The organism is Laceyella sacchari, from assembly GCF_024927925.1.
GTDB classification, from domain to species: Bacteria; Bacillota; Bacilli; order Thermoactinomycetales; family Thermoactinomycetaceae; genus Laceyella; species Laceyella sacchari.
Genome location: NZ_CP103866.1, coordinates 3088279 through 3100512, shown reverse-complemented (window position 1 = coordinate 3100512; position 12234 = coordinate 3088279). Strand labels below are relative to the sequence as shown.

The 12234-nt window shown below is 38.9% G+C and carries 16 protein-coding genes; 2 read left to right on the top strand and 14 right to left on the bottom strand.

Translation table 11 applies throughout. The features are described 5' to 3' along the window. Nucleotide 1: 1 nt before the first annotated feature. The 12 genes from NYR52_RS15150 to NYR52_RS15100 form a co-directional block, all read right to left on the bottom strand. Nucleotides 2-1219 carry a DNA adenine methylase gene (locus NYR52_RS15150; protein ID WP_223247990.1) on the bottom strand — a complete coding sequence of 406 codons (1218 nt, stop codon included), beginning with the start codon at nt 1217-1219 and terminating at the stop codon, nt 2-4. An 825-nt stretch (nt 1220-2044) separates the two neighbouring features. Further along, nucleotides 2045-2233: a site-specific integrase gene (locus NYR52_RS16810; protein ID WP_375163161.1), complete on the bottom strand. Its 189-nt coding sequence runs from the start codon at nt 2231-2233 to the stop codon at nt 2045-2047. A gap of 714 nt (nt 2234-2947) precedes the next feature. Continuing rightward, nucleotides 2948-3379 carry a hypothetical protein gene (locus tag NYR52_RS15145; RefSeq protein WP_106341712.1) on the bottom strand — a complete coding sequence of 144 codons (432 nt, stop codon included), beginning with the start codon at nt 3377-3379 and terminating at the stop codon, nt 2948-2950. A gap of 212 nt (nt 3380-3591) precedes the next feature. Continuing rightward, the gene (locus NYR52_RS15140; protein WP_146130584.1) at nt 3592-3792 is read right to left on the bottom strand and encodes a hypothetical protein; all 201 of its coding nucleotides are present in this window, start codon (nt 3790-3792) and stop codon (nt 3592-3594) included. After that, a complete protein-coding gene (locus NYR52_RS15135) occupies nt 3789-3974 on the bottom strand; it encodes a hypothetical protein (protein WP_106341711.1) in 186 nt (61 codons plus the stop codon). The genes NYR52_RS15140 and NYR52_RS15135 overlap by 4 nt, the downstream gene beginning before the upstream one ends. Nucleotides 3975-3989: 15 nt before the next feature. Then, nucleotides 3990-4622 (bottom strand): hypothetical protein, encoded by a 633-nt coding sequence (locus NYR52_RS15130; RefSeq protein WP_106341710.1) that lies wholly within the window; start codon nt 4620-4622, stop codon nt 3990-3992. Further along, nucleotides 4601-4996 carry a hypothetical protein gene (locus NYR52_RS15125; protein WP_259435969.1) on the bottom strand — a complete coding sequence of 132 codons (396 nt, stop codon included), beginning with the start codon at nt 4994-4996 and terminating at the stop codon, nt 4601-4603. Before NYR52_RS15125 ends, NYR52_RS15130 begins: the two co-directional genes overlap by 22 nt. Before the next feature lies 1 nt (nt 4997). Further along, complete coding sequence (locus NYR52_RS15120) at nt 4998-5225, bottom strand: helix-turn-helix domain-containing protein (RefSeq protein WP_106341708.1); 228 nt, start codon at nt 5223-5225, stop codon at nt 4998-5000. A 570-nt stretch (nt 5226-5795) separates the two neighbouring features. Continuing rightward, on the bottom strand, nt 5796-6623 hold the full coding sequence (locus tag NYR52_RS15115; protein ID WP_106341707.1) for a TlyA family RNA methyltransferase: 828 nt from the start codon (nt 6621-6623) through the stop codon (nt 5796-5798). Next, nucleotides 6613-7449 (bottom strand): TlyA family RNA methyltransferase, encoded by an 837-nt coding sequence (locus NYR52_RS15110; protein WP_259435968.1) that lies wholly within the window; start codon nt 7447-7449, stop codon nt 6613-6615. Before NYR52_RS15110 ends, NYR52_RS15115 begins: the two co-directional genes overlap by 11 nt. A 54-nt stretch (nt 7450-7503) precedes the next feature. Next, nucleotides 7504-7779: a PqqD family protein gene (locus NYR52_RS15105; RefSeq protein WP_106341705.1), complete on the bottom strand. Its 276-nt coding sequence runs from the start codon at nt 7777-7779 to the stop codon at nt 7504-7506. 214 nt (nt 7780-7993) lie between these two features. Then, on the bottom strand, nt 7994-9154 hold the full coding sequence (locus NYR52_RS15100; RefSeq protein ID WP_181352797.1) for a radical SAM protein: 1161 nt from the start codon (nt 9152-9154) through the stop codon (nt 7994-7996). Nucleotides 9155-9313: 159 nt separating this feature from the next. Here NYR52_RS15100 and NYR52_RS15095 point away from each other — a divergent pair, with 159 nt between their 5' ends. Further along, complete coding sequence (locus NYR52_RS15095; protein WP_106341703.1) at nt 9314-9922, top strand: class I SAM-dependent methyltransferase; 609 nt, start codon at nt 9314-9316, stop codon at nt 9920-9922. Nucleotides 9923-9995: 73 nt separating this feature from the next. Here NYR52_RS15095 and NYR52_RS15090 read toward each other — a convergent pair whose 3' ends face one another. Then, complete coding sequence (locus NYR52_RS15090) at nt 9996-10307, bottom strand: hypothetical protein (RefSeq protein ID WP_106341702.1); 312 nt, start codon at nt 10305-10307, stop codon at nt 9996-9998. After that, nucleotides 10301-10489 carry a hypothetical protein gene (locus tag NYR52_RS15085; protein WP_106341701.1) on the bottom strand — a complete coding sequence of 63 codons (189 nt, stop codon included), beginning with the start codon at nt 10487-10489 and terminating at the stop codon, nt 10301-10303. The genes NYR52_RS15090 and NYR52_RS15085 overlap by 7 nt, the downstream gene beginning before the upstream one ends. A gap of 261 nt (nt 10490-10750) precedes the next feature. Between NYR52_RS15085 and NYR52_RS15080 the strand changes: the two genes are divergently transcribed. Continuing rightward, a complete protein-coding gene (locus NYR52_RS15080) occupies nt 10751-12082 on the top strand; it encodes a tetratricopeptide repeat protein (RefSeq protein WP_181352796.1) in 1332 nt (443 codons plus the stop codon). Nucleotides 12083-12234: the final 152 nt, after the last annotated feature.

The window sequence follows — 12234 nt, the reverse complement described above, 5'->3', positions numbered from 1 at the left end:
GTCATTGGGTTTTAGCTATCACTAGACACTCTTTCACGTCTCTGCTTTTATCTTCTCTGCGCCCCATCGTACTATGTTGGTAGTCAAGTAGCCTTACATCGATTTGATAAGCAGAACCTAGAATTTTTTGGGATAACTTTAACAATTTTTCTAAATCAATCATGCCTGTGTTACTGTAACTGAGCACTAAGTTAGCCTCTTTTTGCTTAATCTTACTAAACATGGCTTCAAATGCGCCTGCTACCTGAGTACGAATGCAGAAAGGGGACTGGTGTCGATCAGTTCTGTATCTGCCTTTATACTTGACCTCTGGATAGTCGTATTTTACAAGTGTCTCAATTGCATGATAGAAGCGGGAATAATGTACAAAACAGTAGGGTGGGTCAGCATAGACAGTTGCTCCAGATGGAAGAATATCTAGGCAGTCTCTGTAATCCATCGAAACTATTACATGCTTTAGCTGATTCCGCCCGAACTTTTGCTTAAATTCTTCCATTTTACGTATAAAGAATGGAAGTATTTCTTTCCTACGATAAATTAGAATGTCGTTCATTGACGCAACGGACGTAGCATCTCTATATTGCGCATAATGCCCTGTACTTTGAGAATTGTACGACATAGCAAACATTAGGCTAGAGATAATAGCGTAATAATAAGGTGTACCTTTGTAATCATCAGCTACCGCTCTAATAGAATCGATCCATACACATTGGTCGTAAGACCAATACCTTCCTGAATAGTTTTTTGTGAAAAGGTGATAAGGGAACTTAGAAAAGTCCTCATTTACCAGCTGGCGCTGCTCTTCTTCTAGCTTAATAAACTCATCTAATGTAAAAGGGCGATCATAATCAAAGTATAAATACGGGTAACTTTGCTTAAACTGCTTTACAATCTCAGATGCTTTACTCACAACATCCTCAATTAGTGTTGTATTGTCGCTCCACTTATAATCTCCTAGGTATGTCTTAGCCAATACCGCAGAATACTCCTGAATATCGTTAGACAGTATAGGAACCTGATCTCTTAGAGCGCCTGCTAAGACGCTAGAGCCTGCAAACAAGTCGCAAACTACTCCACCCTTATATACCTCTGAAATGCCCTCAACTACAAAGCCCATTAAGTTTCGCTTTGACCCCATATACTTAATAATGTGTGGTACATCCTCGTTATAGTTTAAACGGTAATAGCTACTTAAGTCTAACTTATTTGTAGCAGTCATTTTCACACATCCTCACGGCTTAAGGTGATTAAAGCCTATAATAAAGGCTACCATTATTGTTGACGAGCGTCAACTATTTTTAGGTCTACCCACTTTAGGATTGTAGCTAGTTCTTACGTAATCATGTAGGTCTTCCTCTGTTATAATAAGTAAGTTATTAGTTCCTACTTTCATGTGCCTTAGAGCACCGGTACTACATAGTTTATGGATATATTGCTTTGAGTATGGCTTGTCACGTCCGACTATTTCCGCCAATCTTTTACCTGCTTCTGAGGAGGTATATGCCATTCTATCACCTAGTTTTTCCTCTTTGCTTTATAAGTTTATCTGACCTTCCGTTAAAATAAAAGCGGCATTAAGAATCTGCGATACATATAAAGTTTACCAGTCTTATAATACTTATAAATAATATTAATCACATAAAAGATGATAAGACTTCAATCTTTTGCATTGTTATATTCTACAGTCATTTGAATTAGATTTAATGCAAAACGGATACAAAGAAATTCCGCGGCGCAGGAAACACCCTTATATCAGGCAAAATTTCCGTCTGCTGTCCCTTAATTTTCCATAGCAATTTCCTAAGTTACATATTCTATACTGAACCCCTCAGACCAGTGGATATGTCAGCATGTTCTGCAATACGTTGTTACGTGAATATATCGCCACCGTTTAGAACATATGGCGGAATAAATGCGAGCTTACTCGTTTTTCGATGCCTGCTTTTTCATTATAAATGAGCAGGCGGCGTCTAAATGAATTAGGGTTATATTGAGTGCTGCAGTTAGACAGGAAGACATATTTTGTATCAAAGTGCGCCTTGTTTTAGGTTACAGGCTCTAACAGCAGCTTTACTACGTGGATAGATAATGTTATGATTCGTAGCTTTCGGTTTTTGTTCTTGTGTGCGGGCAGAATAAAAGCTCGTGTTTTAAAATCAATGTCTTGTAGCTCTAGGTTGCAGATATCGGAAATACGCATGCCTGTGTCCAGTATCAGGTACATAATTACCAAGTCCCTGAATTGCGCTTATTCTCTGGTATTTGTTAACGGTGGTAAATAGAAAGCCCTTTTTCGCGTCTGCTTGCTCGTTATAGCGATAATTGCTTAGGTAAATGGTGTAGGCGCGAAGTATGGCGGCATTAATTGGTTTATGGTTTTAATATCGGGGTAAGTTTCGTTAAGCCGTTGAGGAAATTGCCCATAAGCATGTGGTAATCGCTTGTATGCTCGCGGACGCCTTCGTTTTCTTCAAGTTAATGAAGTGGTTAAAGGTCTATTATAGGAAGGTCAATAATGGGGGATAGTTTCGTGAAGTCTCTGCGTCTGGTTATAATGTGCTTACCTTTTTAGACATGAAAAACACCTCCCAGCATGTTCTGATCCGCTAAGATACAGAAACACGCTAGAAGGTGTTGTGCAAACCGGCAGTTTATTTGCGGTATTAGACAAGCGCTCATAAATTGCGGTGATATCTGGTTTTGGTGCGCCTACCAGGATTCGAACCTGGGCACCTGGTTCCGGAGACCTAACGAGTCCCCAAAATGCGCTATATCAGGCGATCAAATGCCGAAATATCAGTCGTTGTGCTAATCGAAGCCTTTACCGTAGACAGCACACGTTTTCATTCCGTCTAACGGTCTTGTGCTTAGCGATATTGTCGGTTAAATTATAATCTCTTACAGCCCTTTAGCGCAATATCTAGGAAAGCCTTCTTTTGAAATAATTTTATTCTGTTTGAGAAGCGATAATCGTCAGGGTGTCGCGGTCATCTTTAAGTTTTCGTACCTCAGACTGTATGCGATCTAAAAACCGTGGTGTAGCATAGTCTACCGTTAAAACATAATCCAATCGAACATCTCCCTTTTCTCGAGCATTTCTCTCCAAGTTGCTATACTGATTAAAATAAATAGCACACTTAATCTTGTCATCAAAACTTTTCTTGAGATGTTTGAACAGCCGAAGAAATAGTTCTGTTTTATGGAATGTCCCTTCACCAAGCACGGAAAATTTAATTTTAACATCCCAAGGCCCAACAACCGGAGAACTGAATATTGTTTTGCCAACATACTCATTAATAGCTTCGATAATACCGTTTGTTGATTCATCGATCTCTCGATATTTGGAATAGTCAATGATACCGTCTTTATCTTTTACCATAGCAATACCTCCGTTTTGCTTTTTATTATTAGGAACATCATTTGTTCCTTGATCAGTATCTGTTTTCTAAGCGCAAGCACCTTAGAGACAGGGACACAAGAGATAAAAATTTTTTTGTTGTGTCACCCTAAGTTAATCACTTATATTAGCGCAGCCACTTTCTTAAAAAGGACATTCTTACATTCAACAACATAAAAAAAGTGGGGCGGTTTTTATTCCGCCCCTAATTCGTTCTTTTGTCTTTGTCTTTCGCGTCTTTCCCGATCAACCAACCGGCTACAATGGATGCACTTTCCCTTGGTATACTTCGTAAATTGGTCGAGTGTTTTAACCGTACCGCATCGGGAACAGTATTTCCCATACCGAATGATTCCGTCTATTTCGATTCGCAACACACGAGGTAACGCAATCATTTTCCTTCTTCTCCGCTTTCTTGAATTTCCAGCAGACGTTTAACCCTGCCGTAAAGTACGCGATAATCTAAATTGCCACCGGATCGGCTAGCTGCATCATATAACCTGTCTTTCAGTTCTTTCGTCACTTTTCCGTTATTAACTGCTTCCTTCGCTTCTGCATATACCGCTCTGATATTCATTAACGATTCCCCCTATTATAATACTGTTGGCTTTCGTTTAACATCGCTTGGCAATTGACCGCGTTCAATCATTTGTAATTCCTCATCGGTGATTAGTTTGGCTAATCCCAATGACAGAACTGGGCCCATAACAACCCATGAGCCTTCTTCATTTCTCACGTCACCTATTTTGTCTTTGACTTCTTTGTATTTCTCATCGTAAAGGTCAATCATCTTCAACAAATCGAGAAGTGAATTGTAATATTCAGATCGTGCTTCTTCAATTCGTTTTAAAATAGGTTCGGCTTGCTTTCGAACACTTTCGGCATACTCACCATGCCAGGAACGGATTAGATTAAGCCTCGTTATTTCGGCTTTTTTGGATTGGCTAATGACCGAATTTGCCTGGTCGCGTTCTTCGATTGCATGATTAACGGCTTCTTCGGTCTTTTTAATTTCGGCTCTAAGTTTTTCCTTTTCACCGGATAAATCTACTTCCTCAGTCACTTCCCGATAAATGACCGCTTTTAATTCGTTATGAAGGCAGGATAATTCGTCTTGGGTTTCCTGCACCTTCTCATTAAACCGTGAAGATGCGCGAGCTAATTTAGATTGCTCTTTTTCAAATTCCTCCATAAGTTTCCATCTTAGAACTTTGAACTCACCCATAACCAAAATCTCTCCCATCTCGTTAAATGCTCCGTTTCCTTCGTTACAAGAAACAAAGACTGTATAGCTTCGAACTCCCTTGTCGCGGGATCAAACAACTTATACAGCCGTTCAAACTCGTTACAGGGGAGAAAGTGAGCGTGTAATCCGACTATCGGCAATGCTGTTTTATACACTTCCTCGCTGTCTGTTCTGATCCCGCAGGATTTCGATAAATCGTGTTGTACGATCAGGTCAACCAACAAATCAAGAATAGACGAATCTGCTTGGATTTCCCGAACGTTGGTGTCGATATGCCTTCCGTCTTTGAAAACATGAGTGGCAATGAACTTTTTTCCTTGTAACTCTGTCGTGATCGCTTCGATAATGTCCATATTAGACACTCCGCAATTGCTCCATGATCTTGCGCAACTTTGCCAGTCGGTAGTCACTGAGCCCTAACCGATTCCGTATGTCGGTTTCACGATCTTTCGGGATTCGGCATTCATCCCTTTCAATAAGCGCCACATATGGGTAACTGATTTCGAGACGGTCGGCAAGGTCTTGGCGTGTAAGACCATGGGCAAATCGGTATATCTGTAAGTCCTTACCGGTTAATTCCATCGTACAACCCCCTTTGCGAAATTAGATACAAACAAAAAGACCGCCCAGCATTGGACGGCCAAAAGCGGAAAGGAGAAGTTTAGAAGAGCAAACAGGAAGTAAACCAAGAAGTTTAACGAAAGGACAAGATCGCTAATCATCGTCCCCTCATTCATAATTAATAGCTGAGAGTCTGATTTTTGTATTTTCTACAACACTAATCACCGGAATAATAATAGTTTCGGATGTAAAGTTTATTAAGACCACGCTCCACAAGTCGATTACTAATCTCTATCGGGCGGAACGGTATTATGACTGGCGGCGGTGGTCTTTTATTATTGTCTTTTAACGGCCTTTACTTTTAACGGCAGTGACCTTATCCCTTATTCCGAATAAAAAGTAATCGTAATTAGATAGATATAAATGCCGCTAACAAGTACAGTCGCAAGACTGGGCTTGTAATCATTAATTCTTGTTCTTTAATTCTTGTTTAGTAATTCTAGTTTACCGTCAATAATTGACTATCCCTCTTTACGATTTTTGCACTCCTCTTTTTTAAAAATCACAGAACCCTAATACCATTAGCTCTTTCTAATTATTTTTGTATGGTTGAAGTTTCATTACTCTGTCTATTGCAGTTCTAATATCTTCGTCTAAATTCCGTCTCTCTTTTGACTTATCTAAAGATGTCCATAGAAAAAATTCATGTGTTCCTTTATTACCGGTAACTGGACTATGAGTAACACCTAAAGTATTTAAACCAAACTCATCGGAAAATTCCACGAGGTCTTCTAATACTGCCTTATATTGGTCTGGACTTTCAATTTCTCCAGTTCTTCTAACTTTGGAGTCCTCAATTTCGAATAACGGTTTTACTAAACATAACATTTCTCCATTTTCATCTAACAGTTCACTAATAATTGGTATCGCCTTTTTCAAGGAGAGATAAGACAAGTCAACTGTAGCCAGAGATGGACGCGGAGTTAGATGTTCAACCTTAACATCACCAATATTGGTTTTTTCCATGTTTACAACTCGTTCATCCTGTCGTAGTTTTCCAGCCAGTTGACCAAATCCCACATCAATTGCATATGTACGGCTGGCTCCATGCTGTATGAGGCAATCCGTAAACCCGCCCGTAGATGCTCCTGTGTCCAAGCAAACCCGTCCATTTACATCAATGCCAAATTGAGCGATTGCGCCTTCTAATTTAAGTCCACCTTTACCAACATATTTCAGGTCAATTCCTTTAACTTGGATATTTGCATCTTCTTTGACCATTTCACCAGCATTAGAAGCACGTTGTTGGTTGACAAGAACTTTACCCATCATAATCCAACTTGTAGCAGTTTTCCGATCTTCAAAGAAACCTCTATCAATTAGCGCTTCCCAGAGAGGTTGCTTCTTTTTAGCAGCCATAATCAATCTCCTCGCTATGTTTTAAACTAAATCGTTCATGTGCTTGTTGAACGATTTCTTCAATGTGTAAATCAATCTGTTCTTTTTCATACTGAAATTTACAGTAGGCAAGGAATTCAATATTCCCTTCATTACCTTGAATTGGAGAAGGAGCAAGTTGAAAAGCAGTAAAACCATTTGATTGAACTATCTGAACAAAACGTTCCAAGACTTGCTGATGAATATGCTTGTCTCGAACAATCCCGCGATTTCCTACTTGATGTCGTTCAGCTTCGAATTGTGGTTTCACAAGTGAAGCCACTTCTCCATTAGGAAGTAACAATTCTCGTAGTTTTGGGAAGATAAGGGACAGAGAAATAAAGGAAACATCGATTGTCGCTAAGTTTGGCGGCTCACCTGTGAGGTCTTCTTTTTTTAGATAGCGGAAATTTGTCCGTTCCATCACGATAACTCGGGGGTCTTGTCTCAGTTTCCACGCTAGCTGTCCGTATCCTACATCAATGGAATAGACCCGCTTAGCTCCACGTTGCAAAGCGCAATCCGTAAACCCGCCCGTAGATGCACCAATGTCTAACATTACGCGATCTTCCATATGTACGGGAAAGACCCGAAGTGCTTCTTCTAGCTTAAGGCCTCCCCTACTCACATACTTTAGATTTTTAAGTTTTAACTCTATAGAGCTGTCGATTTTGATTTTAGTCCCTACATGTTGCATTCTTTCCTGATTAACAAAGACATAACCCGATAAAATCATTCGTTGAGCAATGTCTAGAGTAGCGCATAGGCCTTTTTGAACAAGCAAAACATCCAAACGTTCCTTTTTCATCACAGACACCACAATTCTATACTTTCAGTAATATTAGAATATATTATAGCGGAATTATGCAGTTTCTTCCACAAGTATAATGCTTTCCTCTTTTAACAGTTCAATGACTTGCAATATATCTGCTTCAACCAAATCCGGCTCACAATCATAGTATTTTTGAAATGACTGGATAAGTTCCTGAACTGTTACAGCCTTTTCAATTAATATTTGCCAAATAAATTCGCTTGTTTCATTGCAAACGAAATATTTTTCGTTTTCTGGGCGATAAATGACCAACTGCCCATCAATTCTAGTCCATCCCACTTTAGCCAAATTCACTTGAATGCGCATATTCTTTCTCCTTTCTAAAAAAGGCGGGGGATTTTTAATCCCCCTAGGGTATCAGCGAATAAGCTATACACAGCAAGTTCTGCAACTATTCGAAGACTTCCCAGTGAACGCCACTGCTTCCACAACACCATAAGGGCGAATAACGGGTTTCACATATGGACGTTTGACCGTCGCGGTCGTTTTGTTCGCTTTTATCGGAATCACCTCCCTTCAATCACATTCGTGGCTTCAATCCTAGGTTTCTCGTTCTCCTTATTCCGGCAGGTTCGAAATTCTCGTTTCTTAACTTCATGCTTGTTGCTGTCTTGTTGCAAGTTGATGGACCGGCAATATCGATCACTCCCCAAGCACGGTAATTATTAGCCATACATTTCGGACAGTCCTTAAAGGCATCGCATGTCGTACAGATTGTTAAGTCTCGTGCTGTAATCGAACGGATTTTTTGAAACATTGGAGATTGATTCCAAATCTCTTTAAAGGATTTTTCTTTGATATTTCCACAGTTTGCGGATGGTCCATTGCCGGCCCATGATGTAGAGCTACTACTTTCTTCACCCATTCCAATTTTGAATTGGAGACAAGGATATACATTTCCTTTGGCATCAATAAAACAGAAGTTACGACCTGCGCGGCATAGTCCATCTGAATCAGGATTCGGGTCGAGGTTTGCATAATCTGGAGGGAACATTAGGAGACTTGAATATTGCGGAAAATCGACCCAGAACTGCTTCATGTCCTCATAGGTGAGAGAAAAATCATCAGTTGGAACAAAGGAACCTTCGTAAGTGGGTGTAATATCGACATCTACATTCCATTCAAGGCTAAGTTCTTGCAGGAGGGATTCTAATTTTTTCAAAGAAGGAAGTGCTTTTCTTGTAACCGGGGTTTTTACAAGGACTTTCGTACCATTGGCGTGGATATTCTTGATTCCTTGGAGTGTCTTATAGAAGGAGCCTTTTTTTCGGGAGAGTTCATCATGAATTTCTGAATCGCCAGCTAATATGCTGATCTCCACTTCTGCAAACATCCGTGATACTTTTTCTGCTATTTCTGGATCAGCTAGTTTTTCACCGTTGGAGTACAGGCAAAGAACTATTCCCTTTTTCTTCGCATACTCAGCAATCTGAAATAAATCTTTTCTTACTAAAGGCTCACCGCCTGTTAAGATAAGTTTGAGAGTTCCCAATTCACTAAAATCATCAATAACACGCTGAATTTCTTCTGTACTTAATACTTCTGTGATATGCTCATCCTGGTAGCAAAATCTACAGTTCCAGTTACAGCGTTGAGTGATTTCCCATTGAACAATCATTGGAATCAGTTGTTGACGGATCTTCTTAGCAATATGCACGTCTTGTGGGACTTGCTCTTGCATTTTACCCCTCATTTCCGTCTATAAGGTAAAAATAAATAAATTTTCATAATTCATTATACCTTATAGTTGTTTTCATTCGCATTGTTTTTTCAGTATTTCATTCACTTTTTCAAGAAATAATAACAAGCAACAGGAGCCGAATAAGCAGGGGAGAACACAATGATAGTTAACGAACAAATCACTGACGAAAAACTTCTCAAATATTATCTGGATTCAAGACAACCCGAAGCATACGAATGGAACATTTCCCCGCAAAATCTTTACATCGAATCAACAATTCGAGATTTTGTGCAAAAGCATCTTAATTTATTTCCAGGAATCCAAGTTTGCAATGTGGGAATCGGATCGGGGGAATGGGACGATTTTTTGGGTTTTTGGCTAAATGGAATGGGTCAACTCACGAGTATAGATAAAAACAAAGATATTTGTGACATATTTCGTTATAGACAATCCAAAGAAAACCATCCCAATCCATCGAAAGTTATTTGCGAAGATGTATTATTCACAAGTTTAGACAATGCGCAGTTTGATATTGTTACTGTTATTGGGTCAACAGTGAAAGAATCTGGAGCATATGACGATATACTAAACCAGTGTTTCAATTTGGTTAAAAAGGATGGTCGCATCCTTTATATGGACTTTGTAAGATACCACCATCCAAGACAATTCGAAAATTACATTTATGAATCCAAATACACTATTGAGAAAGTGTACATGGATAATAAATACCCGGAGCTTTCATTTTATATCTTTTTGGCAGGTAAATGAAATCAGAAAAAGGGTTGACAACAAAAACATCTTCATTTATGAGCCGAATAATATCGGCTCTTTTTTTCGTCTACTACTTTAAAAGCCTTGGTGTTACTTTACCCGAAACAGAAATAACATCACCGATTCTAAGGACACTTCCCCGCAACAATGCAAATGTTAAATCTTTTCCATCGGGAGTTCCAAATGTAACAGTGATCGGCTGATGAATCACGTTTAACGGATAATATTCGAAGTGACAAAACGATCTCACATCACCGTTTTCCAAATGCTCATCCTGGTACGGTTTTGACGTAGCTTTCACATTATGTTGTGGAAGAACCGAAAAATCGCGAATGAATGTCCTTACCTGATTAGCTGGCCCTTCTACTCGAAGTCTTAGCATTTGCTAACCTCCTCAAGTTCACCAAGTGCCATTTTTAACTTTCTCCAAGTTTCATTGACTGATTTTGTCTTTCCTGCATCAGATGTCGCTACGGTAGGCAAAAGTTTTAAGCAGTCTGGGCATCGATAAGCAGATACTTTCAGATCAATTTTGTTTCCGCAACAACACACTGCCACGTTCATGCCATTCCTCCTTCTCCAAAGCAGTAGATTTTGATTGATCGGAATTCCTTGATAATTAAATTATAACCTTCCATTTTTTAGCTTTGTTTAATGTTTGAATTGAAATCGGACCCAGTAAAATACTGAAACACTCGTTTATGCTGTTTTTGTCATCTTCTAATCACATAAACTTTAAAATTCGGCCTTAAGCTAAATATGTGTCTATGGTCATTAGACTTTATGCCATAATATAATTATCAGAATTGAATGAAGGTGGATAAAATGAACAATCGAGATGAAGTTTTAGTTCGGTATGTCGTTAAAAAAATGAGAAAAGCGCACGGACTTCGTCAAGAAGATATTGCTGGCATATCAACTGCTACGGTAAGTAATATTGAAAATGGAAAAATCCCAGTCACAGATGATACTTTCATTCACTTTTTGAAACAGATTAACCTTTATCCTGTTGAAAAACTGCATCAAGAGGTAAAAAAAGAAAGAGAGAAAATGGAGGACTTAAATCTTACTCTTAAAAGTATTGAAGCGATTATGGAGAAAGGGAACGAAGAGATAGCGATGGAACAGCTAAAAAATATTGAGATTGAAAACTTTCATCCACTTGCGCTGTCCATTCGTTATTTGGAGGGAAGATACTACCGCCTTAAAGATGATTTAAAAAAAGCCAATGATATATTCATCAATGTAATTAGGCTTGCCGAAAAAAACAACATAGACCCGCCAACCAATGTTTTGGCCTATTGCTATAAAGAACTGGGCAATAATTCGTTTCTGAAAAATGATTTAACCAATGCTCTTCACTATGTGAATAAGGGATTAGAGGTATTTGATGAAAATAAAGGAAGAAAAGAGGTTAAGCAACGTTTACAAAGCAATAAAATACAATATCTTTTGAAAATGGGGCAGTCTGATCACGCTGCTCAAATCCTTAATGACCTCTGGCAACATCTTTCGGAAATCGAAAATATTCGTGTTGTTCTCAACATATATCGTTTTCGTGCTGCTATCTTAAGGGGAAGAGGGGATTATGAAGAAGCGATTAAAGTCTGTCAAGAAGGAATCGAAATTGCTGTAAGAAATGACATTAAAAACCGTCACCTTGATTTGTTAAATATATTAGGAACAGTTTATCTAAAACAAAATAGATATGAAAAAGCCCGAAAATGCTTTCAAATTGTCCTTTGGATGGACGCAGGTAGCAATTATCCCCGTAGAAACATTGATTCTCTAAGTAATCTTGGGACTCTTTTCATCCAGTTAGCCGATTGGAAACAGGCTGATGTACATCTGGACGAAGCTATCAGGATGGGGCGAGAAGTTGGGGATTCTTACCGGTTGGCGAAGGCTTTAATTGTTCGAGGGAATTATTTCTTTTATCAAGGACAATATAATAAGGCGGTTCCCTTTTACGAAGAAGCTGCGGAACTACTGCGAACACACGGCTTTAAACAAAGGCTTAGTACGGCTTTATTGATGTTATCTCATTGTTTTGATAAGATGGATAAAAACGATGACTTGGTTCGATGTTATAAAGAGTTGCTTAAAATCCAAGGCGACATCGACTTGCAAAGCGAGGAGGAGCTTTATGATTTTTAGTTTATCTATCCGGTTGGGTGATGACGATAGTGATGACGATTAGCAAGTAAAGTAATCGTCCGGATGGTATCACAGTAATAATAAGATTTTAATGATTGGTAATAAAAAAGAGCTTTCGGGCATTCCGAAAGCCTTTTTAATTTAAATCGGAT